At 63.5% G+C, this 22,983-nt stretch carries 24 protein-coding genes, 1 tRNA gene, 1 pseudogene and 1 riboswitch; of the genes and pseudogenes, 11 read left to right on the forward strand and 15 right to left on the reverse strand.

The genetic code is table 11. From position 1 onward, the window contains the following. Positions 1-244: pseudogene (locus tag G502_RS0117010) on the forward strand (integrase core domain-containing protein); the annotation flags it as partial. A 125-nt stretch (positions 245-369) separates the two neighbouring features. Then, on the forward strand, positions 370-879 hold the full coding sequence (locus tag G502_RS20970) for a restriction endonuclease (protein WP_245560790.1): 510 nt from the start codon (positions 370-372) through the stop codon (positions 877-879). Between the two features lie 243 nt (positions 880-1,122). Here the strand turns inward: G502_RS20970 and G502_RS0117020 are convergent. Beyond that, positions 1,123-1,213 (reverse strand) — tRNA-Ser (locus G502_RS0117020). Between the two features lie 174 nt (positions 1,214-1,387). Further along, positions 1,388-1,605: riboswitch (cobalamin riboswitch) on the forward strand. A 127-nt stretch (positions 1,606-1,732) separates the two neighbouring features. Between G502_RS0117020 and G502_RS21710 the strand changes: the two genes are divergently transcribed. The 5 genes from G502_RS21710 to G502_RS0117045 all read left to right on the forward strand — a co-directional run bounded on the left by G502_RS21710 (position 1,733) and on the right by G502_RS0117045 (position 5,637). Continuing rightward, entirely contained in the window at positions 1,733-2,218 is a 486-nt protein-coding gene (locus tag G502_RS21710; RefSeq protein WP_022729888.1) for a copper chaperone PCu(A)C, read from the forward strand. A 134-nt stretch (positions 2,219-2,352) separates the two neighbouring features. Then, complete coding sequence (locus G502_RS20980; protein WP_022729889.1) at positions 2,353-2,982, forward strand: GntR family transcriptional regulator; 630 nt, start codon at positions 2,353-2,355, stop codon at positions 2,980-2,982. Between the two features lie 138 nt (positions 2,983-3,120). Then, the gene (locus G502_RS20985) at positions 3,121-3,696 is read left to right on the forward strand and encodes a biotin transporter BioY (RefSeq protein ID WP_022729890.1); all 576 of its coding nucleotides are present in this window, start codon (positions 3,121-3,123) and stop codon (positions 3,694-3,696) included. 14 nt (positions 3,697-3,710) lie between these two features. Then, the gene (gene bioB / locus G502_RS20990; RefSeq protein ID WP_051152359.1) at positions 3,711-4,721 is read left to right on the forward strand and encodes a biotin synthase BioB; all 1,011 of its coding nucleotides are present in this window, start codon (positions 3,711-3,713) and stop codon (positions 4,719-4,721) included. A gap of 184 nt (positions 4,722-4,905) precedes the next feature. Beyond that, complete coding sequence (locus G502_RS0117045) at positions 4,906-5,637, forward strand: glycerophosphodiester phosphodiesterase family protein (protein ID WP_022729892.1); 732 nt, start codon at positions 4,906-4,908, stop codon at positions 5,635-5,637. A gap of 4 nt (positions 5,638-5,641) precedes the next feature. Here the strand turns inward: G502_RS0117045 and G502_RS0117050 are convergent, their stop codons facing one another. The 9 genes from G502_RS0117050 to ffh form a co-directional block, all read right to left on the reverse strand. After that, entirely contained in the window at positions 5,642-6,745 is a 1,104-nt protein-coding gene (locus tag G502_RS0117050) for a sn-glycerol-3-phosphate import ATP-binding protein UgpC (protein WP_022729893.1), read from the reverse strand. An 11-nt stretch (positions 6,746-6,756) separates the two neighbouring features. Continuing rightward, the gene (ugpE, locus tag G502_RS0117055) at positions 6,757-7,605 is read right to left on the reverse strand and encodes a sn-glycerol-3-phosphate ABC transporter permease UgpE (RefSeq protein WP_022729894.1); all 849 of its coding nucleotides are present in this window, start codon (positions 7,603-7,605) and stop codon (positions 6,757-6,759) included. Further along, complete coding sequence (ugpA, locus tag G502_RS0117060) at positions 7,605-8,486, reverse strand: sn-glycerol-3-phosphate ABC transporter permease UgpA (RefSeq protein WP_022729895.1); 882 nt, start codon at positions 8,484-8,486, stop codon at positions 7,605-7,607. The genes ugpE and ugpA overlap by 1 nt, the downstream gene beginning before the upstream one ends. A 103-nt stretch (positions 8,487-8,589) precedes the next feature. Continuing rightward, a complete protein-coding gene (gene ugpB, locus G502_RS0117065; RefSeq protein WP_022729896.1) occupies positions 8,590-9,912 on the reverse strand; it encodes a sn-glycerol-3-phosphate ABC transporter substrate-binding protein UgpB in 1,323 nt (440 codons plus the stop codon). 246 nt (positions 9,913-10,158) lie between these two features. Then, positions 10,159-10,584, reverse strand: a complete 426-nt coding sequence (gene rplS, locus G502_RS0117070) for a 50S ribosomal protein L19 (protein ID WP_022729897.1) — start codon at positions 10,582-10,584, stop codon at positions 10,159-10,161. A 10-nt stretch (positions 10,585-10,594) separates the two neighbouring features. Next, complete coding sequence (trmD, locus tag G502_RS0117075; RefSeq protein WP_022729898.1) at positions 10,595-11,335, reverse strand: tRNA (guanosine(37)-N1)-methyltransferase TrmD; 741 nt, start codon at positions 11,333-11,335, stop codon at positions 10,595-10,597. 61 nt (positions 11,336-11,396) lie between these two features. Continuing rightward, positions 11,397-11,948 (reverse strand): ribosome maturation factor RimM, encoded by a 552-nt coding sequence (gene rimM, locus G502_RS0117080; RefSeq protein WP_022729899.1) that lies wholly within the window; start codon positions 11,946-11,948, stop codon positions 11,397-11,399. 33 nt (positions 11,949-11,981) lie between these two features. Next, positions 11,982-12,407 (reverse strand): 30S ribosomal protein S16, encoded by a 426-nt coding sequence (gene rpsP / locus G502_RS0117085; protein WP_022729900.1) that lies wholly within the window; start codon positions 12,405-12,407, stop codon positions 11,982-11,984. 90 nt (positions 12,408-12,497) lie between these two features. After that, positions 12,498-13,973: a signal recognition particle protein gene (ffh, locus tag G502_RS0117090; protein ID WP_022729901.1), complete on the reverse strand. Its 1,476-nt coding sequence runs from the start codon at positions 13,971-13,973 to the stop codon at positions 12,498-12,500. 276 nt (positions 13,974-14,249) lie between these two features. Between ffh and G502_RS20995 the strand changes: the two genes are divergently transcribed. Further along, a complete protein-coding gene (locus G502_RS20995) occupies positions 14,250-14,957 on the forward strand; it encodes a GntR family transcriptional regulator (protein ID WP_040488444.1) in 708 nt (235 codons plus the stop codon). A gap of 38 nt (positions 14,958-14,995) precedes the next feature. After that, a complete protein-coding gene (locus G502_RS0117100; RefSeq protein WP_022729903.1) occupies positions 14,996-15,745 on the forward strand; it encodes an SDR family NAD(P)-dependent oxidoreductase in 750 nt (249 codons plus the stop codon). 7 nt (positions 15,746-15,752) lie between these two features. Here the strand turns inward: G502_RS0117100 and dgcN are convergent, their stop codons facing one another. After that, positions 15,753-16,766: an N-acetyltransferase DgcN gene (dgcN, locus tag G502_RS0117105; protein WP_040488445.1), complete on the reverse strand. Its 1,014-nt coding sequence runs from the start codon at positions 16,764-16,766 to the stop codon at positions 15,753-15,755. Between the two features lie 158 nt (positions 16,767-16,924). On the opposite strand from dgcN, the gene G502_RS0117110 reads away from it, so the two are divergent. Continuing rightward, a complete protein-coding gene (locus tag G502_RS0117110) occupies positions 16,925-18,229 on the forward strand; it encodes an MATE family efflux transporter (RefSeq protein ID WP_026989620.1) in 1,305 nt (434 codons plus the stop codon). An 87-nt stretch (positions 18,230-18,316) separates the two neighbouring features. After that, complete coding sequence (locus G502_RS22145; RefSeq protein WP_022729906.1) at positions 18,317-18,583, forward strand: AbrB/MazE/SpoVT family DNA-binding domain-containing protein; 267 nt, start codon at positions 18,317-18,319, stop codon at positions 18,581-18,583. A 132-nt stretch (positions 18,584-18,715) separates the two neighbouring features. Here the strand turns inward: G502_RS22145 and G502_RS0117120 are convergent, their stop codons facing one another. The 4 genes from G502_RS0117120 to G502_RS0117135 all read right to left on the reverse strand — a co-directional run bounded on the left by G502_RS0117120 (position 18,716) and on the right by G502_RS0117135 (position 22,859). Continuing rightward, positions 18,716-19,840, reverse strand: coding sequence for an ABC transporter ATP-binding protein (locus tag G502_RS0117120; protein WP_022729907.1), 1,125 nt, complete (start codon positions 19,838-19,840; stop codon positions 18,716-18,718). A gap of 9 nt (positions 19,841-19,849) precedes the next feature. Further along, on the reverse strand, positions 19,850-20,746 hold the full coding sequence (locus tag G502_RS0117125) for an ABC transporter permease (protein ID WP_022729908.1): 897 nt from the start codon (positions 20,744-20,746) through the stop codon (positions 19,850-19,852). Beyond that, complete coding sequence (locus G502_RS0117130; RefSeq protein WP_022729909.1) at positions 20,743-21,666, reverse strand: ABC transporter permease; 924 nt, start codon at positions 21,664-21,666, stop codon at positions 20,743-20,745. The genes G502_RS0117125 and G502_RS0117130 overlap by 4 nt, the downstream gene beginning before the upstream one ends. Positions 21,667-21,758: 92 nt before the next feature. After that, the gene (locus G502_RS0117135) at positions 21,759-22,859 is read right to left on the reverse strand and encodes an ABC transporter substrate-binding protein (protein ID WP_022729910.1); all 1,101 of its coding nucleotides are present in this window, start codon (positions 22,857-22,859) and stop codon (positions 21,759-21,761) included. Positions 22,860-22,983 lie beyond the last annotated feature (124 nt).

Below are 22,983 nucleotides of genomic sequence, written 5' to 3' on the forward strand. Positions count from 1 at the left end.
CAGCAAGGATCTGGACCTCTGGGCCTACATGAAGGGCGTTGAACTGGACTATTCGCGCCCTGGCAAGCCAACGGACAATGCCTTCTCGGAGTCCTTCAACGGCCGGGTACGTGAAGAATGTCTGAACGTCTATTGGTTTTTGAGCCTGGCTGATGCACAGTCAAAATGTGAAGCGTGGCGGACGGATTATAATGAAGTTCGCCCACATAGTTCCATTGGCGACAAAGCCCCGATGGAACTGGCAATTGCCTCAGGGCAGGCATGCCTGCCCTGAGGCCGAACAGCCGGAATTTTCTCGCTCTGGCTGGTCCAAACTTGGGGGCAAGGTCAGCTGCCGAAGTGGAGCCTCCATCTGCGACGCCTGAGGAGGTGGTTGAAGCCGCATACAAAGCTGTCCACGCTGCACTTCGCGCAGACCTGCTGGATCGCATCCTTCAAAACAGCCCGAGCTTCTTCGAACAGGTCATCGTCGAACTTCTGGTGGCAATGGGCTACGGGGGCTCCCATCGCAATGCGTCAGAGCAGCTTGGCAAATCGGGCGACGGGGGCGTTGACGGGGTGATCAACGAGGATGTTCTCGGTCTCGATCGCGTCTACGTCCAAGCGAAACGATACGCCCCGGGAAGCGCGGTCGGGCGACCCGAGATCCAGGCATTCACCGGAAGTCTGGTCGGCCTCGGCGCGTCAAAGGGCGTTTTCGTGACGACCTCGACGTTCTCCGCCCAGGCCGTCGAGTTCGCATCACGCATTCCGCAGCGTGTGATCCTGATTGACGGACGCCGCCTGACGGAGCTGATGGTCGAACACGGTGTCGGGGTGCGTTCCAGCCGCGTGCTGGAGTTCAAGCGACTGGACGAGGATTTCTTCTCGGAAGACTGACGCCCGGCAAAGGGGATATCAATTCGGGTGGTAGGTCAGCGGCCGTTTCTGATTTGATTTCTTATACTTAGGGTTCCGTACTGGCGCCGGTTCAGTCCAGAGGTCGAGAGAAAAACGGCGGAGAGAGACCGCTCGGAGCCGAGTGTGCCGGCGTCGCAGTCCAGAGCTTCGCACCCGAACCGCGCGGTTCCTTGGCGTTTCAGCGCCGCGTCCGCGTGCGGAGAACCTTCGTCAGGGTAGAAATGGCGGAGAGGGAGGGATTCGAACCCTCGGTAGGGGGGTACCCTACAACGGTTTTCGAGACCGCCCCGTTCGACCGCTCCGGCACCTCTCCGCGTGGTCTGGCCGCCGGGCTGTGGGACAGCCTCTGTGCGACCGGGTCGAGCAGGCGCGGAACCTAGCGCAAGCGCCGGGCTCCTGCAACCCGCTCTGGCGGCCTGGCGCGCCGCTTGATTCGATGCCGCGGACGGGGGTGGGGTGAAGCTGGACAGGCCGTGCCGGTTCTGCGATCCTTTGGACCTGTCATGGTTTTCCGGAACGGCGGCATTGAAGCCACCGGTATGGAAATGAAAAGGGAACCCGGTGAAAGACCGGGGCTGCCCCCGCAACTGTGAGCGGTGCGTTGACTGTCGCTGGAGTCACTGGCTGTCGTGGATGGCCGGGAAGGCAAGACGGTCGGACCGACGAGCCGCAAGCCAGGAGACCTGCCATGACGCAGACGTATTCATCCGACTGGAACGGGGTGTGTCCGGACATGAAGGAAATCTGATGGCCGCTGCATGGCGCTTCACTTCCTGGTCCTACTCCCTTTTTCAGGTTGCCGTTCCTTGAGCAAGATTGGAGTCCAAGAGCAATGCGCATTCTGATAGTGACCGTTTTCCTGGCCCTGGCCGGGAGCCTTTCCGCCGCGCTGGCCCACCACGACGGCGAACGTTCCGCCGCCGCCAACATGGTGGTCAGCCACGCCTGGACCGTGGAGAACGCGGCCAACGCCCACGCCAATGCCGTCTACCTGACACTGGAGAACACGGGTGCCGAAGCCGACCGCCTGGTCGGCGCCGAGGTGGACTTCGCCAGGGCCAGCAGCTTTCGCGCGCCGGTCATGGACGAAGAGGGCAATTACGGCATGAAGCAGGTCCAGGCCATTGCCGTGCAAGGCGGCGATTCCATCACGCTGCAGCCCGGTGGCGCCCAGATCGTCCTGGAAGACCTGCAGGGCGAATATCGCGCCGGCGATCACTTCCACATGACCCTGACCTTCGAGAAGGCCGGCCGCGTCGAGGTGGAGGTTCTGGTCGAGGACCTGGACGAAGTGGACGGCGCCACGCCGAGCAGCTGATCGCGGCGAGTCAGATTTCACCATAGATCTGGTCACGACAGGCCCCGCCGAATGTTCCGGCGGGGCCTGTTGCTATTTCGGTGACCGCAATCTGAATCTCGACGTGTCAGACCGAATAGATTATCTACAAATCCATGGCGGATTCGGATGAAACACTTGCGGCGCGGATCGGAGCTGTTCTTGCGGAGCGGATCATTTCCGGCGAGCTGGCGCCCGGTACGAAGCTGCGACAGGACCATATCGCCGTGGAATTCAGTGCCAGCCATGTTCCGGTTCGCGAGGCCTTCCGTCGGCTGGAGTCCCAGGGTCTGGTGGTCAGCGTGCCGCGCCGCGGCGTGCGTGTGGCCGGTTTTTCGCAGGATGAAATGAAAGAGGTTGCGGAAATGCGTGCGGCCCTGGAGGTGCTGGCCTTGCAACACGCCGCACCCCACCTGACGCGTGCGCTGCTGGACGAGGCCGAGCAGGTCAGCCGGTCCGCAGACCATGCGAGCGATGTTCAGAGCTGGGAAGAGGCCAACCGGAAGTTCCATCGCCTGATCCTGACACCTTGCGGCATGCCAAGGCTGCTGCGCGCCATTGACGACCTGCATGCGGCCAGTGCACGTTTTCTTTTTGCCGGTTGGCGCGCGGAATGGGAGTTCCCGAGCGACCGGGATCATCGCGCCATACTCGATGCCCTGCGCGCCGGAGAGGTCGAGCGGGCGTGTGCCGTTCTGAAGCGGCACGTGCAATGGATCGGGCGCAAGCCGGCCGTCTCCGAATAGCGTCCTGAGCGCATACCCCCTTCCCCATCCCGTCCGATTGATTTTTGCTACAGCGACAGGTGCGTCCTTGCAATGACCATCTATTTATGGATTCATTAAACGATAGAACAGATAAATTATCTATAAAAAGGATGATCCATGAGCGCACTCGCCACTCCAGGTTCGCCATCACGGGTACACCGCCTGTCGCTTGCTGTCTTCGTCTTGATCGTTGGCCCCCTGCTCATGACGTTGTCGGCCAAGCTTCAGATACCCTTCTGGCCGGTCCCAATGACCTTGCACACCCTGGCCGTCATGGCCTTTGCCGTGGCGCTGGGACCACGCCTGGCCAGCGCTGTCTTCCTCGCCTACCTTTCTGCGGGCGCGGCCGGACTTCCTGTCTTTTCAGGTACACCGGAGCGCGGCCTTGGCCTTGCCTATATGATGGGGCCGACAGGCGGCTACCTGCTGGGGTATCTGCTGGCTTCCGGCGTAACGGGGGTCCTGGCACGCGGCCGGGGTATGCTGGGGCATTTGGGCGCCATGCTGGCCGGTTTGTCTGTCGTGTATGCAATGGGATTGGGTTGGCTGGCCTTCTATGTTCCGGCCGACTCGATCCTGGCGCTCGGCCTGACGCCCTTCCTGGCCGGTGATCTGGTCAAGGTCGCTGTCGTCGCCGTCGGGGCTCAGCTCATGTCACCCCTGGCCTGCCGCCTCTCCCGAAAATGGCTGTGAATGGGGGCGACACCATGAAACGCGAAACAAGGGAGGCCGATGGCGCGCTTCGCCATGACTGGACAAATGAGGAGATCCTGGCTCTGCATGATCTGCCGCTTCTCGAACTGATCGGCCGGGCGAACGCTGTCCATCGGCGCTATCACGACCCGAACCAGCTGCAGAAGGCGGCCCTGCTGTCCATCAAGACGGGGGGCTGTCCGGAAAACTGTGCCTACTGTCCGCAGTCGGCACACCACCGCGAGGTCGAGCTGACCCGAGAGGGGTTGCTGGAACCTGAAACCGTCCTGGCCTTGGCCAGGAATGCCAGGTCTGCCGGCGCCGAGCGCTTCTGCATGGGCGCTGCCTGGAAGAGGGTACGTGACGGGGCAGAGTTCGAGGCCGTGCTGGACATGGTCCGGGGTGTGCGCAGCCTGGGCATGGAAGCCTGTGTCACCCTGGGCATGCTGGAGCCGCATCAGGCCGCGCGGCTCGCCGCGGCCGGACTGACCGCCTATAACCACAACCTGGACACCAGTCCGGAGTATTATGAAGAGATCATCACGACGCGCACCTATCAGGAACGGCTGGATACGCTGGCCGCCGTGCGGGAAGCCGGAATAGAGCTGTGTTGCGGCGGCATCATCGGCATGGGGGAAAGCAAGGCCGATCGTGCCTCAATGCTGCGCATCCTGGCCGGTTTCAGTCCGCATCCCGAAAGCGTGCCCATCAATGCCCTGGTGCCAGTCCCCGGAACGCCTCTGGGCGCGCGGCCGCAGGTCGATCCCCTCGATCTCGTGCGCATGATGGCAACGGCCCGGCTCGTCCTGCCGAGCGCAACGTTGCGTCTGTCGGCCGGGCGCTCGAGCCTGACGCGCGAGGCGCAGGTGCTTTGCCTGCTTGCCGGCGCAAACTCCATATTCTACGGCGACACTCTGCTGACGACCCCCAATGCCGGGATCGGTGACGATGCCGAGCTGCTCGCTGCACTTTCCGGCAGGGGCGTGGCGGAAAGCACGTATCAAGAGGAGAGCGTCGCTGTGTAACCCCCGGCAATCTCCCAGTATCCTGGAGCGCCCGCGGGATGGAGAGACCGGCCCGCAATGTCCGGCCCTGAGCCCGAGGGTCGCGGCCTTGCACCCAGATCCTGTCGGGATGGCCATGGACCGGGAAGAAGGGCTGTGGTAGCTCCTTCCTCGACGGCTACAAGGCGAGGAGACACTCCGAAAGATGAAGAAACTGCCGAAGATCATCGGTCACCGGGGGGCGGCCGGGCTGGCGCCCGAGAACACGCTGGCCGGTTTCCGCAAGACGGTGGAAACCGGCGTGCGCATGATCGAGCTGGATGCCAAGCTGACCTCGGATGGGCAGGTCATCGTCTTCCATGACGAAAACCTGGAGCGCACCACGGACGGCCGGGGGGCCGTGGCCGAGACCAGCTATGACGCCATAGCGAAGCTGGACGCCGGGCGCTGGTTCGCGCCGGAGTACGAGGGCACGCGGGTGCCCCTGCTGTCGGACGTGCTGGACTATTTCCGCGAAAACGACATTGCCGTCAACGTCGAGATCAAGCCCTGTCCCGGGCGTGAGCGGGAGACGGCACTGAAGACCCTGGAGGTCCTGGCGGCGCACTGGTCCGAGGACGCCCCCCTTGTTGTGATCTCGAGCTTCAAGCGGCTCTGCCTGGACCTGGCTCAGGAACAGGCGCCGCACTGGCCGCGGGCGCTCCTGACCGATCATTTCGAGGAGGGCTGGAAAGAGGCCGTACAGGAACTGAAGGCCTACAGCGTTCACGGCAACTTCGCCGCCTTCGGCAAGACACGGGCCCTGGACGTCCAGCTGCTGGGCGCGCAGGCGGCGGCCTATACGGTCAATGACGTGGAAACCACCAAGATCCTCTTCTCGGCCGGGGTCGATTCCATCATCACCGACCGCCCGGACATGCTGGCGGCCTGGTTGTAGGCGTTCAGGCGGCCTGCTGCTCGTTCAGCAGGCTCTTGCCGCTGTCGCGGTCGAAGAGGTGCAGCTTGCGCGGCCGGAAGGCCAGGTGCACGACCTGCCCATTGTCGACTTCGGGCACGCCGGAAAGCCGAGCGATGATCGGATTCTCGATATGGGGCGCCTGGCCGTGCAACAGGGTATCGGCCCCCAGCACCTCGATCAGTTCCACGGTGAGCGGCAGGCTGGCTTCGTCCGGACTCTCCTGGGTCAGGTGCAGGTCCTCGGGACGCAGGCCGACGGTCACCGGCCGGTCGGCCTGGGCGGCCTCGGTCACCTGGGGCAGTGGAATGGAAAAGTCCTGGCCGATGACCACCGACTGCCGGTCGGAGGAAATGCGCCCCTCGACGAAGTTCATGGAGGGTGAGCCGATGAAACCGGCCACGAAGATCGAGGCCGGCCTTTCATAGATTTCCAGTGGTGTGCCCACCTGCTCGGCCACGCCGCCGTTCATCACCACCAGGCGGTCGGCCATGGTCATGGCCTCGACCTGGTCATGGGTGACATAGAGCGATGTGGTGCCCAGCCGGCGCTGGAGCTGGCGAATCTCCACACGCATCTGCACGCGCAGCTTGGCGTCGAGGTTGGACAGCGGTTCGTCGAACAGGAAGATCGAGGGCTCGCGCACAATGGCCCGGCCCATGGCCACGCGCTGGCGCTGTCCGCCCGAGAGCTGGTTGGGGCGCCGGTCCAGGTATTCACCCAACTGGAGGAGGTCGGCCGCGTCCTTGACCCGCTGTTCGATCTCCGGCTTCGGAAACTTACGGATCTTCAGCCCATAGGCCATGTTCTGGCGCACCGACATGTGCGGATAGAGGGCATAGTTCTGGAAGACGATGGCGATGTCCCGGTCCTTGGGTTCGACCCGGTTGACCATGCGCTCGTCGATGTGGATCTCGCCGCCGGAAACCTCTTCCAGTCCGGCCACCATGCGCAGCAGGGTGGATTTGCCACAGCCCGAGGGCCCGACGACCACGACGAACTCGCCGTCCTGCACCTTGAGGTCCACGCCGTGGATGACCCGAACCTCGCCGAATTCCTTGATGACATTGTCCAGCCGCAGCTCGGCCATAACGCTTGTTCCTATTTCTCGGTTTCCACCAGGCCCTTGACGAAGAGCCGCTGCATGACGAGGACCACCACCACCGGCGGGATCATGCCCAGCATGGCCGTGGTCATGATGGCGTTCCAGACCGGTACGGCATCGGAGACATTCAGCATGCGCTGGATGCCCATGACGATGGTGTAGTAGCGCTCGTCCGTGGTGACCAGCAGGGGCCAGAGGTACTGGTTCCAGCCATAGATGAAGAGGATGACGAAAAGCGCCGCGATGTTGGTGCGCGACAGCGGCAGGACCACGTCCCAGAAGAAGCGCATGGGGCTGGCCCCGTCCATGCGCGCGGCCTCCAGCAGCTCGTCCGGGATGGTCAGGAAGAACTGCCGGAACAGAAAGGTGGCGGTGGCCGAGGCAATCAGCGGCAGGGTCAGGCCCGTGTAGCTGTTCAGCAGGCCCAGGTCTGCCGCAACGCCATAGGTGGGCAGGATGCGCACCTCGACCGGCAGCATCAGGGTGATGAAGATCATCCAGAAGAAGAACATCCGGAAGGGGAAGCGGAAGTAGACGATGGCATAGGCCGACAGCAGCGAGATCACGATCTTGCCGATGGTGATGCCGAGCGCCATGACCATGGAGTTGAACATCATCAGCGCCACCGGCGGCGCGCCGGCCGTGCTGATTCCCTCGCCCAGGACCAGCTTGAGGTTCTCGAAGAACTGGTCGCCCGGCAGCAGCGGCAGGGGCGGACGCTGCAGCGCCGGCCCGGTATGGGTCGTCGCGATCACCATGATGTAGATGGGGAAGATGACGGCGGCCAGACCCAGCAGCAGGATCAGGTGCGAGGAGACCTTTACCCAGCGATTGTTCTCGACCATCAGTACTGCACCTTCTTCTCGATATAGCGGAACTGGAAGACGGTCAGCGAGATCACGATCACCATGAGGATGACCGACTGGGCTGCGGAGCTTCCCAGGTCAAGGTTGATGAAGCCGTCCTTGTAGACCTTGTAGACCAGGATCGAGGTCGAATTGGACGGCCCGCCATCGGTCACCGCATGAACGATGCCAAAGGTCTCGAAGAAGGCATAGACCACGTTCACCACCATCAGGAAGAAGGTGGTCGGCGAGAGCAGCGGAAAGAGGATGGTCCAGAAACGCTTGAAGGGCCCGGCGCCGTCGATGGCGGCCGCCTCGGTCAGCGATTTCGGGATTGCCTGCAAGCCCGCCAGGAAGAACAGGAAGTTGTAGCTGATCTGTTTCCAGGTGGCCGCGATGACGATCAGGATCATGGCGTCCGTGCCATCCAGGCGGTGATCCCAGTCATAGCCGATGGATTTCAGGAAGCTGGAGATGATCCCCAGGGTCGGGTCGAACATGAAGGCCCAGAGCGCACCGGCCAGGGCCGGGGCAACGGCATAGGGCCAGACCAGAAGTGTCTTGTAGATGCTGGACCCGCGGATCACCCGGTCGGCCATGGTGGCGAAGCACAGCCCCAGCGCCATGGCCGAGAAGGTGACGGCGGCGCTGAATATGATGGTGATCTTGAAGGAATAGAGATAGCTGCCGTCCTGGAAGAGGGCGATGAAGTTCTCGAACCAGACGAACTCATAGCTCAGGCCGAAGGCGTCCTCGATAAGAAGCGACTGATAGAGGGCCTGCAGGGCCGGCCAGATGAAGAAGACCAGCGTGATCACGATCTGCGGCAGGACCAGCAGATAGGGCAGGTAGGATCGTCGGAAGTGAACGCGTTTCAGCATGCAGGGGCCGGGTGTCTGGCAGATCGACTGTTGAGAAAAGACCATTCGGCCGGAAGAGTGGCAAGGACTCTCCCGGCCGAAACGGTCAGGACATCAAGTGCGCTCAGTTGTTCTGGCGGTGGAATTTCTCCAGTTCGCCATTGGCGCGCTCGACGGCTTCGTCCAGCGCGTCGGAAGCGGACTTGTCACCCGAGAAGGCAGCTTCCAGCTCTTCGTTGATGATGTCGCGGATCTGAAGGAAGTTGCCGATGCGCAGGCCCTTGGAGTTCTCCGTCGGCTCGTTCAGGTTCATCTGCTTGACGGAGACGTCCGCACCCGGGTTCTCCTCGTAGTAACCCTGCTCCTGCGTCAGCTCGAAGGCCGCCTGGGTGATCGGCAGGTAACCCGATTTCTGGTGCCATTCAGCCTGGACTTCCGGCGAGGAGAGGTATTCGAAGAAGGCGGCCACGGCTTCGTATTCCTCATCCGGATGGCCTTCCAGGACCCAGAGGGACGCACCGCCGATGATGGAGTTCTGCGGCGCCCCTTCGGCATCCGGCCAATAGGGCAGCATGGCCATGCCGAATTCGAAGTCCTCGATCCCGGCGACCAGCGAGGCCCGGTTGGCCGAGGAATCGGTGTACATGGCGCATTCGCCGCTGACGAACTTCGGCCGGCTGTCGCTGTAGCGCCCGCCGTAGCTGAAGACACCGCTTTCCTGCCATTCGACCATCTTGCCGATGTGCTTCTTGTGCAGGTCGCTGTTGAACAGGGCCTCGATGTCGGTGCTGGCGAAACCGTTCGCACCGCTGACGAAGGGCACGTTGTGCAGGGCGCTGAAGTTCTCCAGCTGCACCCAGGACGGCCAGCCAGTGGTGAAGCCGCACTCGTATCCGGCATCCAGAAGCGCCTGGGAGGCCTCTTCCAGCTCGGGCCAGGTGCGCGGCGGCGCCTCGGGGTCCAGACCGGCTTCCTCGAAGGCGTCCTTGTTGTAGAACATGACCGGCGTCGAGCTGTTGAAGGGCATGGAGAGCATGTCACCTTCGGTGGTGGTGTAATAGCCGGTCACGGCCGGAAGGTAGGCGTCGGGATTGAACTCGATCTCGGAGTTCTCCATGACCTCGTAGACCGGGCGGATGGCCCCTTCGGCCGCCATCATGGTGGCCGTGCCCACTTCGAAGATCTGCACGATGTGCGGCTGTTCGCCGGCACGGAAGGCGGCGATGGCACCGGTCATGGTTTCGTTGTACTCGCCCTTGTAGACCGGGTTGACGACGTAGTCATCCTGGCTGGCGTTGAAACCGTCGGTGATGTTTTCCAGAAGCTCGCCCAGGCTGCCGCCCATGGCGTGCCACCACTGGACCTCGGTCTGGGCCAGGGCCGGCGAGGCCAGAAGAAGGGTTGTGGCAGCCGTGGCTGCGGCCAAGGTGGTCTTTCGCGTTCTCATGCGTTTCTCCTTGCTGTTCGGGTTGTGGTTCCCGGTTCTTAGTAGGGCCGGGTTATAGTCTGACGACACAACTATGAAGGTTTTGTTACAGCGAGTTTAAGCATAAACCGCAAGAGGAGAGAAGCCCGAGTTTATCCACAGGCCGCAGCGCCACCACCGGCTGCAACGAAAAACGCCGGCTGGTGCAGCCGGCGCTTCTCGATGGTTACATTTTCCGGGCAGACAAGGCGTCTGCCGGGAACCGGGTTACTTGCGACCGGCCTTGCGGTCGGCCTGATCCTGGCGCTCTTTCTGTGCGATCTTGCCGGCCAGACCCGTGGTCTTCTCGGCGATGCGGGCCGCCTTGCCGCGCAGGTTGCGCAGGTAGTAGAGCTTGGCACGGCGCACGTCGCCACGGCGCAGCACCTCGATACTGTCGAGACGCGGGCTGTAGAGCGGGAAGACACGCTCGACACCTTCGCCGTAGGAAATCTTGCGCACTGTGAAGGAAGAGTTCACGCCGCGATTCTTGCGGGCGATACAGACCCCGTCGAAGGCCTGGATACGCTCGCGAGAGCCTTCGACAACCTTCACATTGACGCGCAGCGTATCGCCCGGCGCAAAGCGCGGAAGCTTTGCATTGGCGTTCAGTGTGGCGATCTGCTCCTGCTCGAGCTGTTCGATCGTATTCATGGCCTTCGTCCTATCCTTCCTCGTTTCCGCCCGTCCGGCGGCGTTCAAGGTAGCGGTGCCAGAGGTCCGGCCGCCGCTGTTGGGTTATTTCCTCTGCGCGGGCCCGCCGCCATTGGCGAACCCTTTCGTGATGGCCGGAAAGCAGTACCTCCGGCACGCTGCGCCCCTGCCATTCAGCGGGTCGCGTATAGTGGGGATACTCAAGCAGATCCCCCTCGAATGACTCGTCCCCGCCGCTTTCCTGGTTGCCCATGACCCCGGGCAGAAGCCGAACCACGGCATCCAGTATCACCTGTGTGGCCACTTCGCCTCCGGAAAGGACGTAGTCGCCGATGCTGACTTCATGTGCACCGCTGGCCTGGAGCACACGTTCGTCAATTCCCTCGTATCGCCCGCAGAGCAGGCGAAGGCCGGGCTCTGCGGCAAACTCGCGCGCCATGGCCTGGTCGAAGGTCTGCCCACGCGGGCTGAGATAGACCAGAGGACCGGGCCGTTCGGTGCTGGCCTCGATAGCTGCACCCACCACGTCCGGCCGCATCACCATGCCTGCACCGCCGCCGAAGGGGGTATCATCCACGGAGCGGTGTTTATCGCGCGCAAAGCCCCGGATGTCCAGAGCTTCGAGCCGCCAGAGATCCCTTTCCAGTGCCTTTCCCGCCAGGCTGACGCCCAGCAGGCCGGGAAAGGCTTGCGGAAAGAGGGTCAGGACGGTTGCCGTCCAGGGTGGTCGATCTGTCCCCGCGCTCGTCACAACAGTCCATCCCTTGAAGCCGCGCTTTATGACCTGTCACGACTGGCTTGTCCAGCCCCGCTCAGGTTTTCGGCGCGTTTTTTTCCTCGTCTTCCTGGCCGGATCCCGCCTCTGTCTCGGGCGGCGGGTCCACCAGGACGCGTCCCTGATCCAGGTCGATTTCAGGAACAACGTCGCGTGTAAAGGGCAGCAGGCGTTCGCCGCCGGTTTCATCCCGCACTTCCAGCAGGTCGCCGGCCCCGAAATTGTACACCGCCGAGACGTGACCCAGAAGCCGGTCCGCGTTGTCCCGTGCCTCCAGGCCGATCAGGTCCGCGAAGTAGAACTCTTCCGAATCCTCTGGCTGGGGCAGGGCGTCACGCTTCACGTAGAGTCGCTTGCCCTTCAGCACCTCGGCGGCATTCCGGTCCTTCACACCTTCGATTTCGGCGATCAGCATGCCCTTCTTCCGGCCCTTCAGGCGCAGGCGATAGCTATTGCCTTCTTCATCCTGCAAGGGGCCGTAGGCCGCCACGGACCCCGGTTCCTCGGTGAAGGTCTTGACCGTGACCTGGCCACGCACGCCGTGCACGCCCGCAATGGCGGCCAGACAGACAAGCTTTTCCGGGGTCATGGCGCCTCCGCCCTCTGCAGTCCGTCCGCCAGGTTACGCCTGGGCTTCCTCGCTGCTTTCCTCGGCAGGTGCCTCCTCAGCAGGGGCTTCCTTGGCGGCCGCAGCCTCTTCCTCGGCCTGCTTGCGGCGCTCTTCTTCCTCGCGCATGCGTTCCTGGGCCTTGGCGCCCGGCTGGTTCTTCTTGGTCTGCTCGCGACGCGGCTTCGCCTTGATCAGGTCGCGCTCGACCAGGAAGCGGGCCACGCGGTCGGTGGGCTGGGCGCCGTGAGACAGCCAGTACTGGATGCGCTCGGTGTTCAGGCGGATGCGCTCCTCATGCTCGCGCGGAAGCATGGGATTGTAGGTGCCAAGCTTCTCCTTGAAGCGGCCGTCACGCGGCATGCGCGTGTCCGCCACGACGATGGAGTAGAAGGGGCGCTTGTTGGCGCCGCCGCGGGCGAGGCGAATCTTCAGGGACATCGGGTTTCCTTTCTTTACCTTGAATACGCTGTTGTTCGAAGTCTTGCTGCTGCACCTGGGCCGCGGAGGCCTGGCCAGCTGTGGGTGATCCTATTTCTTGCCGCCGAAGGGGTTGCTCATGTCGCCCAGGCCGGGGGGCAGGCTGCCGCCGCCGCCACCGCCCATACCGCTACCGGGGCCGCCCATGCCACCAGGGCCGCCCATGCCGCCGCCGGGGGGCATGCCGGGCATGCCGCCGCGCATCATGCCCTTCTTGCCCAGCTTGCGGGCGCGCTTCATCATCTTCTGGGCGTCGGCGAACTGTTTCAGCAGCTTGTTGACCTCCTGCACCGAGGTGCCGGAGCCCGAGGCGATGCGCTTGCGACGCGAGGCCTTGATGATCTCGGGGTGGGCGCGTTCCTTCTTGGTCATGGACGAGATGATGGCCAGCTGGCGATTGACCATGCCGTCGTCCACATTGGCGTTCTTGAGCTGCTCCTGCATCTTGCCCATGCCGGGCATCAGGTTCATCAGCTGCTGCATGCCGCCCATCTTGGTCAGCTGCTTCAATTGCTTGGCCATGTCGTCCAGGTCGAACTTGCCCTTCTCGAGCTTCTTGGCCATCTTTTCGGCTTCGTCCTGCTCGAAGCTCTCGGCGGCCTTTTCGACCAGGGAGACGATGTCGCCCATGCCCAGGATGCGCCCGGCGATACGGTCGGCATGGAAGTTCTCCAGCGCGTCCAGCTTTTCACCGACGCCCAGCAGCTTGATGGGGCGGCCGGTGACGGCGCGCATGGACAGGGCCGCACCGCCGCGGGCATCGCCGTCCACGCGGGTCAGCACGATGCCGGAGACGCCGACGCGCTCGTTGAAGGTCTGGGCCACGTTCACGGCGTCCTGGCCGGTCATGGCATCGGCGACCAGCAGGGTCTCCTTGGGTTTGACGGCGTCGCGGACCTCGGCGACCTCGTTCATCAACGCCTCGTCGATGGACAGACGGCCGGCGGTGTCCAGCATGACCACGTCGTAGCCTTCCAGCGCACCGGTGTTCATGGCGCGCTTGGCGATGGCCAGCGGCGGCTCGCCGCTGACGATGGGCAGGGTGGCTATGCCCGCCTGTTCGCCGAGGACCGCCAACTGGTGCTGGGCGGCGGGACGGCTGGTGTCGAGCGAAGCCATGAGGACCTTCTTGCGGTCCTTTTCGCTGAGGCGTTTGGCCAGCTTGGCACAGGACGTGGTCTTGCCCGAGCCCTGCAGGCCCACGAACATGACGGGCACCGGCGGCTGGGCCGCCAGGTCGATGGCGCCGGTCTCGGGATCGGCGCCGCCCAGGGTTTCCACCAGGTGGTCATGGACGATCTTGACCACCATCTGGCCCGGGGTCACCGAACGCAGGACCTCCTGGCCGATGGCCTTTTCCTTGACGCCGGCGATGAAGTCCTTGACGACGGGCAGGGCGACGTCGGCCTCGAGAAGGGCGACACGCACCTCGCGCAGGGCCTCGGAGACATCCTCCTCGCTCAGCGCGCCGCGTTTCGTCAGGCGCTCGAAGACGCCGGAGAGACGTTCCTGCAGTGATTCGAACATTCGTTCCTTCCCGTCGGGTCGACTGGCCGGACGTCCGAACAGCAGGTTTCGCACCGCTGCGCGAAAACTCGCGGACCGGTGGAGCTCCTCGGAGCCGACAGGCAACCTGTGGCGATAATGCAGGGAACCTAGAAAACCGCGGCCCCTGCGTCAAACGGATTCCGCAAACCCATGCGGCATGCTGGGCTTCACGGCCTTCCCAGGACAGGATTTTTTCGGCATTATTGAATTCCGTATGCGAAAATGCCGCGGGCAGCAGCCTGCTTTGGGGGGAACATGGAACCGCTGGCCCAGCAACCGGCCCTGATCGACCAGGTCTATGAAAAACTGCTGGCCGCGATCACGGCGGGTGAAATCCAGTCCGGTGAACGCCTGGCCCAGGAAAAGCTTGCGGCAGACCTGGGTGTGTCGCGCCAGCCGGTCAGTCATGCACTGGCCATGCTGAAGAAGCAGGGCCTGCTGACCGAGTTGGGACGCAAGGGCCTGCAGGTGGCGCCGCTGGACGCCGAGCGCGTTCGGGCCTTCTATCAGTTGCGCGTGGCGCTGGATGGCTTGGCCGCCCAGCTGGCCGCCCGCCGGGCGGCCAAGCTGAGCGATCACGAACGCGATCGGCTGCAGTCTGTCCTGTCCGAAGGGCGTGCGGCCCTGATGGCCAACGAGGTGCCTGCCCTGGTGGCGGCCGACGCCGCTTTCCATCGCCAACTCTATCAACTGTCCGGCAATCCGGTGGTGGTGGAAACGGCCGAGCAGTCCTGGCCGCACCTGCGACGCGCCTTGTCAGTGGCGTTGGAGCGTGCTCCGGCCAGTCCGCGGGTCTGGGACGAGCATGCCGAGATCGCCGAAGCCGTCCTGGCCGGGAATGCCGCACAGGCCAAGTCCTTGGCGGAGGTCCATGCCGCCCGCGCCGGCAACGAAATCTGGCAGCGCCTGCAGGACGCAGGTGCGGTCAGCGGCGCCTCGCCACAGGTGAGTGGCGAGCGTTGAATCGCCTTCCAGTTCCATCCAGATCCGGAGCACAATGAATGACCAATCCTGTCCTCCTGGTCACCGGCGGAAGCCGCGGCATCGGTGCGGCTGTCGTGCGGCGGGCAGCCGAGCAAGGCTATGACCTTTGCATCAACTACAGTCGTGATTCCAGGGCCGCCGAGGTTCTGGTCAGCGAGGTGGAAGCCCTGGGGCGCCGCGCCATGGCCGTTCAGGCCGATGTCAGTGATGCGCAGGCGGTGGCACGGCTGTTCGATCGCTGCGTGGGTCAACTGGGGATGCCTTCTGCTCTGGTGAACTGCGCGGGGGTGACTGGGCGCATCTCGCCCCTGGTCGACGCCGATCCGGAAACGATTCGCGAAACCATCGACATCAACCTGACGGGGACGCTCTACTGCTGTCGCGAGGCGGTGCTGCGCATGAGCCGGAAACGTGGCGGTGCCGGGGGCGTGATCATCAACATTTCATCGCCTTCGGCCTACAATGGCGCGCCGCATGAGTTCGTCTGGTATGCGGCCTCGAAGGGTGGCGTGGACAGCCTGACGCTTGGATTGGCGCGCGAGTGTGCGGACGACGGGATCCGGGTGAATGCCGTGGCGCCGGGTCTGACGGAGACCGACCTGCATGCCTCGGGTGGCGCGCCGGACCGGGCGCAGCGTCTGGCTCCTCAGATACCGCTGAAACGTGCTGCCACGCCGGACGAGATCGCAGATCCGGTGGTGTACCTTCTCGGTCCGGGGGCAGGCTATGTGACCGGTGCCACACTGCGGGTCACCGGCGGGCGCTGAGCCCGGATCAGAATTCCTCTTCCAGGTACTTCACCAGGCTGGCGACCCCATGGCGGACGGGATCCACCGCCGGCAGGCCGAAGCGGTCCTCCAGACGTTCCAGGTAGGCATCGGCCTCGTCCTCGGGAAGTTTCGCCGTGTTGACCGCGATTCCGGTGAAGCGGGCATCGGGGTTGGTCAGGTGCGCGGCTTCCAGATTGCGGTCCATGCAGACCTTCAGGTCGGGCAGCGGGTAGTCCGGCAGGCCGCGCATGTGCTTGCGGGTCGGCTCGTGACAGAGGACCAGCGCGTCGGCCTGGGCGCCGTGCAGCAGACCCATGGAGACGCCGGCGAAGGACGCATGGAACAGAGACCCCTGACCCTCGATCAGGTCCCAGTGGTCGGGTTCGTTGTCCGGCGATAGCCACTCCACCGCACCCGAGATGAAGTCCGCCACCACGGCATCGATGGAGATGCCCGTGCCCTTGATCAGGATACCGGTCTGGCCGGTGGCCCGGAAATCGGCCTTGAGGCCACGCTGCTGCATTTCATGCTCGAGCGCCAGGGTGGTGTACATCTTGCCCACGGAGCAGTCGCTGCCCACGGCCAGCAGTCGCTTGCCCGAGCGCGGCTTGCCGTTGGCGACCTCGAGCTCCTGGGTGGGGTGGCGCACATCCCAGAGCTGGCGACCGTGCTTTTGTGCCAGTTCCGCCAGGACCGGCACATCGACCAGGCGGTTGTGCAGGCCGGCGGCCAAGTCATAGCCCATTTCCAGGGCCTGGCCCAGGACGTCCAGCCAGACCTGGGAGAAGCGCCCGCCACGATTGGCCACGCCGATCACCAGGGTCTGGGCACCGGCTTCGCGGCCCTGCTCCAGGCTCAGGTCCGTCAGGCCCACGTCAGCCTGGCAGCCCTCGAGGCGCAGTTGGCCGACACAGCCCTCCTTGCGCCAGTGGGCAATGCCGTCGGCGGTCTTTGCCGCCAACTGGTCGGGGGCGTCACCGAGAAAGAGAAGGTAGGGGGAACGGATCGTGCTGGACATGCGCATATCTTCCTTTAAACGCGGAAACTCCCGGGGCCGGCGCGCCGGCCTCTCTCGTCATTCATGGCGATCTTTTCGCATGGAATGCGCGCAAAGAAAATGCCGTATGGGTGCAGTCAGGGGAAAGCGGGCTTTTGCAGGCACATGAGACAACAGAAGTGAACTGGTCACGCCGGGTCTGGCGCATTTCGGGACCGGTCATCCTGTCCAACCTTTCGATTCCGCTTCTGGGGGCCGTGGACACGGCCGTCATGGGGCACATGCCGGGGCCTGCCTATGTGGGGGCAGTGGCGGTCGGCGCCCTGATCTTCAATGTCTTCTATTGGATCTTCGGGTTCCTGCGCATGGGAACCACGGGTTTTGCCGCACAGGCGCATGGGGCGGAGGATGCGGTGGAACGCGCCGCTGTGATCTGGCGGGCCGCGCTGGTGGGCGGCGTCCTTGGCCTGGGCCTGATTGTCCTGCAGGTGCCATTGGGGCTGGCAGCCTTCGCAGTAATCGACCCCAGTGCGGAGGTGACGGCCCTGGGCGAGCGCTACTACGACCTGCGTATCTGGGGCGCCCCGGCCACGCTGATCACCTTTGCCGTCAGCGGTTGGCTGCTGGGCATCGACCGGGCCACCCATGTGCTGGCGGTGCAGCTGACGCTCAACGGCCTCAATATTGCGCTCAATCTCTATTTTGTGCTGGGCCTCGGCATGACGGTCGAAGGGGTCGCGCTTGGCACCGTAATCGCCGAATATACGGCGGTGACGGTCGGTTTGCTGTTGGTCTGGCGCAGGCTGCGCAGGCAGCAGGTTCTGGTCTCTCGCCAGCGACTCTTCGCTCGCGCGCGCCTGCTGGCCCTGTTCCGGGTGAACCGCGACATCATGGTCCGGACCGCCTGCCTGCAGACGGCCTTCGTGCTGTTCACCGCCATCGGCGCGCGGCTGGGAGACGTGACGCTGGCGGCCAACGCCATCCTGATCAACCTGCTGCAGTTCACCTCCTATGGCCTGGACGGTTTCGCCCATGCCGCCGAAGCGCTGGCCGGACAGGCTTTCGGGGCGCGCCGGCGCCAAGCCTTTCGGCGGGCCGCCTGGGTCAGCAGTCTGTGGGCGGCCGGGGCCGCAGCCGCAGTTTCCCTGCTGTTCTGGCTGGCTGGCGGGGCCATCCTGTCGCTTTATACCAATCAGGAGGACATTCTGCGCCAGGCCGGCATCTACATGCCCTGGATGGTGGCCATGCCGCTGGTGGCGGTGGCGTCCTATCAGCTGGACGGCGTCTTCATCGGTGCCACGCGCACCGTGGCCATGCGCAACGCCATGATCGCCTCGCTACTGGTCTATCTGGCTGTCCTGGCCCTTGCGGTGCCGCTGTGGGGGAATCACGGCCTCTGGTTCTCCATGGTCTGCCTGATGCTGGCCCGGGCCGCCACCCTGGCGGTCCGCTGGCCCGCGCTGGAGCGCACGGTGGAGGGGTGATCCTCCTATCGCTGGCGTGTCTCCTTTTGTAGATTCGTCCACTACGGTCAGCTATAGTTTGATCAATCAGTTGCCGAGGGCATTCCAATGCAAACGCGGATCAAACACTGGGACAACGCTGCAGCGATTCGCTTGTGGAGCCGCCTGTTAGCAAAAACGGGTCTGGACGTCTCAAGCAAGGTCAGCATCCGGGTCCAGGACAACAAGGTTATTGTCGAGCCGTTGGATCAGGAGGATAAAACAATCCGCCTGCCGTTCTCGGAAAAAGAGCTTCTGGATGGCCTGACGGCCGATGCTGCGCATGCCGACGAGGTGGTACAACCTCTTTCGAGTAAAACAACCGATTGGTGCTGACCTATACGCCGGACTGCAACCACTTCATCTGGCTGGATTTCGAATCCAGGAAAGGCCGCCAGATTGCGAAATACCGGGCTGCCCTTGAAAGGGGCAGATGACCTGCTCGAACGCTTCATGTCGAGTACCTAATCAATCCTGCAGGACCAGCATGTCGCGCGCTTCCCAGGAGCACCAGACGCGATCGCCGGGGCGCAGGGCGGGTTCGTTGCGGCGCGCTTCGTTCTGGACATTGGCGTTGATGGTGAAGGCGCCGTCCAGGGTGACGAAGACGTAGCTCATGTCACCGTAGTAGGCGACCTGCTTGACAGTGCCCTGGCGCTTCACGCGGCTTTCGCCCTCGGGCGCTTCAGCAGTGACGCGGACCTTTTCGGGACGGACGGCCAGGTCCAGTTCCTCGCGCCCTTCGAAGACGGTGCTGTCCACGACAGGCGCCGTCATCGGGCCCAGGCCCTCGACGCGTACATCCAGCCGGTCCTCGTGCCGGGCTTCCAGCCGGCCGGTAAAGAGATTCATCTTGCCGATGAAGTCGGCAACGAAACGCCGGGACGGATATTCGTAGAGGGTCTGCGGGGCGGCCACCTGCTGCACCTGCCCGTCGTTCATCACGGCCACGCGGTCGGCCATGGACAGGGCCTCGTCCTGGTCATGGGTGACGATGATGAAGGTGATGCCCAGGGCATGGCGCAAGCGCACAAGTTCCATCTGCATGGCTTCGCGCAGTTTGGCGTCCAGGGCCGAGAGCGGCTCGTCCAGCAGCAGAACCCGCGGGCGCTTGATCAGGGCGCGCGCCAAGGCGACGCGCTGGCGCTGACCGCCAGAGAGCTGGTCGGGTTGCTTGTCGGCCTGGCTGTCCAGCTTGACGAGCTGCAGGGCCTCTTCCACCCGATCGCGTGCTTCGCTGCGCCCCACGCCGGCAACCTTCAGGCCATAGGCCACATTCTCGCGCACGCTCATATGCGGGAAGACGGCATAGGACTGGAAGACCATGTTGACCGGGCGCTTGTTGGCGGGCTGCAGGCTCATGTCCTTGCCATCCAGATGGATGGTTCCGGCGTTCGGCATCTCGAAACCGGCCAGCATGCGCAGCAGAGTGGTCTTGCCGCAGCCAGAGGGACCGAGCAGGGCGAAGAACTCGTTCTCGGCGATGTCCAGGTTCACGTCCTCGACAGCGATGAAGTCGCCGAAGGCCTTGGTGACCCCGCGCAGGGACAGGATGGTCCGCTGGTCGGTCTTGTGCTCAGGGGCGGCGTACATGGTGGGGCCTTACTCCGTATCTCGTGAGCGCAGGGGATGCATGAGGCTGCGGCCTTGCAGCCACATGGCCAGGGTCGCTGTGACGATCGTGATGAGAATCAGGATGGTCGAGGCAGCATTGACCTCGGGCGTCACGCTGAAGCGCACCATGGAGAAGATCTTGACCGGCAGCGTGATGGTGTTGGGCCCGGCCGTGAAGAAGGTGATCACGAAGTCATCCAGGGACAGCGTGAAGGCAATCAGGGCACCGGCAATGAGCGCCGGCCTGAGATGCGGCAGCAGGATATAGCGCAGGCTCTGCCACTGGGTGGCCCCCAGGTCGGTGGAGGCCTCTTCTTGTGCACGGTCGAAATTCGCCAGGCGTGCCCGCACCACGATCGCCACGAAGGGAAAGGAAAAGGCGATATGTGCGATGGTGATCTTGACCAGGTTGATCGGCCAGGGCAGATCCGTCGGCCAGCCGATGCGGGCGAAAAAGGCCATCATGGCCACACCCATGCAGATCTCGGGGATCACGATGGGCAGTGCGGTCAGACCCTCGAAGCCCGCCCGGCCAGGAAAGCGGAAGCGCCAGAGTGCGATGGCGACCAGGGTCCCGAGCAGGGTGGCCACCAGAGTGTTCATCAGCGCGATGGTCAGCGAGTTGACGAAGGCTTCCATCAATTCGGTATTGTTGAAGGCGGCGACATAGTAGTCGGTGGTGAAGCCCTGCCAGACGATGTTGCGCTTGCTGTCGTTGAAGCTGAAGGCGACCAGCACGACCATGGGGGCATAGAGAAAGAAGAAGACGAGCAGCAGGGGCAGGCGCATCCACCAGCGCCGGCTGTAGTCGAGCGGACCGGGTGGCAGCTTGCGCCGCAGGGCAGGCTTCGTGGTGGTGTTGGCGGAGGTGTCGGAAACGCTCATACGCCGCCCTTTCCTTCGGCATTGCGACCGGCCAGCACGGCGCGCAACGCCAGTGCGCCGAAGGTTGCGTACATCAGCAGCAGCGACAATGCCGAGCCAAATGGCCAGTCGTTGGCCGCCTTGAACTGACGCTCGATGACATTGCCGATCATCTGGCTGTCGGTGCCGCCGAGGATGGCCGGTATGAAGAAATATCCGAGCGCCGGGATAAAGACGATGATGATGCCCGACAGCGCGCCCTGCCAGGTAAGCGGCAGGATCACCGAGCGGAAGGTGCGCAGATGTCCGGCGCCCAGATCCAGGCTGGCCTCGATGTAGGAGCGGTCCAGACGTTCGATGTTGGCGTAGAGCGGCAGAACCATGAAGGGCAGGAAGGCATAGACCAGTCCGGCAGAGACCGCAAAGTTGTTGTAGAGCAGGGGCAGGGGCGTGAAGTATTCGCCCAGCAGGTTCTGGTCGCCCAGCCCGGCCAGGGCCAGCAGATCGTTGGCGCGCATCCAGAGCCACTCGTAGGCCATGTTGACGAAACCGCGGCCGCGGAAGACGGCGATCAGGGAATAGGTGCGGATCAGCACGTTGATCCAGAAGGGCAGGATCACGATCAATAGCAGCAGCGCCTTCCAGCGTGCCGGTGCGAAGGCGATGGCGAAGGCGACGGGATAGCCGAGCAGCAGGCAGACCAGAGTGGCCCCGCCGGCGATCAGGATCGATTTCCAGATGATCCCCAGATAGAGCGGATCCAGCGCCCGTACGTAATTGTCCAGCGTGCCGGTGATCTCGATGCCGACAATGCCGCTCTTCTCGCCGAAGCTGAGAGCGAAGATCACGCTGAGCGGTGCCAGGAAGAAGGCGACAAGCCAGAAGCCCGGCGGCAGGATGAACAGCCAGAATAGAAGCGGATGCTTGCGCCAGCTTTCCATGAAGTTCGCCTGCAGCCCCCCTCGTCAGCGAGTCATCGGAAATGTGGACAAAGGGCGGATCGCCTTGCGCTGCGGCCCGCCCCTGGTCCGGATCAGGAGGAGAGGATGCGTGTCCAGGCTTCCTCGAGCATGCGGGTCACTTCTTCGCCGCGATAGAGGGCGGATTCACATTCCTCCAGCACCTCTTCCGGCGGGAAGATGGCGGGATTGTTCTTGTAGTCATCCGGCATCAGTTCGCGGGCTGCTTCGTTTGGCGTGGCGTAGCGGATGAAGTCCGCGATCTCGGCGCCCACCTCGGCGTCCAACAGATAGTTGATGAATGCGTGTGCATTGTTCGGGTGCGGTGCATCCTTGGGGATGGCCAGGCAATCCTCCCACAACAGTCCGCCTTCCTTGGGCACGATGTAGGAGAGGTCGTCATCTTCGCGCATGACCTGGACGATATCGCCCGACCATTCGACGGCCAGATCCACTTCGCCGGAGAGCAGCAGGTCCTGTCCGGTGTCGGGCGCAATGACCTTCACGTTCGATTTCTGGGCGATCAGCATCTCCTCGACGTCCTTGATCTCCTCGGGATCGTCGGTGTTGTAGGAATAGCCGCGGTACATGGCCGCCTGGCCCATCATGGAAACCGCCTCACTGATCCAGGCGATGCGTCCGGCGAATTCGTCGGAATCGAAGACAACCTTCCAACTGTCGGGGGTGCCGACACGGGATTTGCGGAAGCCGATGCCCATGGTGCCCCACATGTAGGGCATGGAGTGCTCGCGTCCCGGATCGAACTCCACGTTGTTCTTGAAGGGGGCCGCGATGTTCTTTTCGTAATTGGGAATCTTCGCGTGATCCAGCGGCATCAGCATGTCGGCCAGGATCATGCGTTCGACATAGGTGTCCGACGGCACGATGACGTCGAAGCCGGGATTGCCCTCGCGCAGGCGGGCAAAGAGCTCATCATTGTCGGCGAAGAGGCTCATGGAGACGTTGATGCCCGTCTCTTCCCGGAAATCCTCCAGGGTGGTTTCGCCGATGTAAGTGTCCCAGTTGTAGAAGTTCAGTTCCTTCTCTTCCTCCTGGGCCCAGGCCAGGCGCCCGCCCGTGCCGAAGGTCATGCCCACGGCGGCGGCTCCGGCCATGAAGCGGCGACGGCTGATCTCGTCTCTCAGGATCTGTCCGGGGGATTTCTTCTTCTGCATGATCCTCGGTCTCCTTTTCCACGTGTGCCTCTTCGCCACCTAGGTGACGCCTGTCTTGTCTTTTGCCATATTTGAACGATTGTTGAGTCATATCGCAAGAGTGGTCTTGCAAAAGTCGCAACCG

Origin of the sequence: Fodinicurvata sediminis DSM 21159 (assembly GCF_000420625.1) — a bacterium.
Classification (GTDB): Bacteria; Pseudomonadota; Alphaproteobacteria; order Kiloniellales; family DSM-21159; genus Fodinicurvata; species Fodinicurvata sediminis.

Coding starts and splice junctions, on each gene's coding strand:
- G502_RS21710 (WP_022729888.1), top strand. CDS start 1,733: ATGCGCATTCTGATAGTGACCGTTTTCCTGGCCCTGGCCGGGAGCCTT.
- G502_RS20980 (WP_022729889.1), top strand. CDS start 2,353: ATGGCGGATTCGGATGAAACACTTGCGGCGCGGATCGGAGCTGTTCTT.
- G502_RS20985 (WP_022729890.1), top strand. CDS start 3,121: ATGAGCGCACTCGCCACTCCAGGTTCGCCATCACGGGTACACCGCCTG.
- bioB (WP_051152359.1), top strand. CDS start 3,711: ATGAAACGCGAAACAAGGGAGGCCGATGGCGCGCTTCGCCATGACTGG.
- G502_RS0117045 (WP_022729892.1), top strand. CDS start 4,906: ATGAAGAAACTGCCGAAGATCATCGGTCACCGGGGGGCGGCCGGGCTG.
- G502_RS0117050 (WP_022729893.1), bottom strand. CDS start 6,745: ATGGCCGAGCTGCGGCTGGACAATGTCATCAAGGAATTCGGCGAGGTT.
- ugpE (WP_022729894.1), bottom strand. CDS start 7,605: ATGGTCGAGAACAATCGCTGGGTAAAGGTCTCCTCGCACCTGATCCTG.
- ugpA (WP_022729895.1), bottom strand. CDS start 8,486: ATGCTGAAACGCGTTCACTTCCGACGATCCTACCTGCCCTATCTGCTG.
- ugpB (WP_022729896.1), bottom strand. CDS start 9,912: ATGAGAACGCGAAAGACCACCTTGGCCGCAGCCACGGCTGCCACAACC.
- rplS (WP_022729897.1), bottom strand. CDS start 10,584: ATGAATACGATCGAACAGCTCGAGCAGGAGCAGATCGCCACACTGAAC.
- rimM (WP_022729899.1), bottom strand. CDS start 11,948: ATGACCCCGGAAAAGCTTGTCTGTCTGGCCGCCATTGCGGGCGTGCAC.
- rpsP (WP_022729900.1), bottom strand. CDS start 12,407: ATGTCCCTGAAGATTCGCCTCGCCCGCGGCGGCGCCAACAAGCGCCCC.
- ffh (WP_022729901.1), bottom strand. CDS start 13,973: ATGTTCGAATCACTGCAGGAACGTCTCTCCGGCGTCTTCGAGCGCCTG.
- G502_RS20995 (WP_040488444.1), top strand. CDS start 14,250: ATGGAACCGCTGGCCCAGCAACCGGCCCTGATCGACCAGGTCTATGAA.
- G502_RS0117100 (WP_022729903.1), top strand. CDS start 14,996: ATGACCAATCCTGTCCTCCTGGTCACCGGCGGAAGCCGCGGCATCGGT.
- dgcN (WP_040488445.1), bottom strand. CDS start 16,766: ATGTCCAGCACGATCCGTTCCCCCTACCTTCTCTTTCTCGGTGACGCC.
- G502_RS22145 (WP_022729906.1), top strand. CDS start 18,317: ATGCAAACGCGGATCAAACACTGGGACAACGCTGCAGCGATTCGCTTG.
- G502_RS0117120 (WP_022729907.1), bottom strand. CDS start 19,840: ATGTACGCCGCCCCTGAGCACAAGACCGACCAGCGGACCATCCTGTCC.
- G502_RS0117125 (WP_022729908.1), bottom strand. CDS start 20,746: ATGAGCGTTTCCGACACCTCCGCCAACACCACCACGAAGCCTGCCCTG.
- G502_RS0117130 (WP_022729909.1), bottom strand. CDS start 21,666: ATGGAAAGCTGGCGCAAGCATCCGCTTCTATTCTGGCTGTTCATCCTG.
- G502_RS0117135 (WP_022729910.1), bottom strand. CDS start 22,859: ATGCAGAAGAAGAAATCCCCCGGACAGATCCTGAGAGACGAGATCAGC.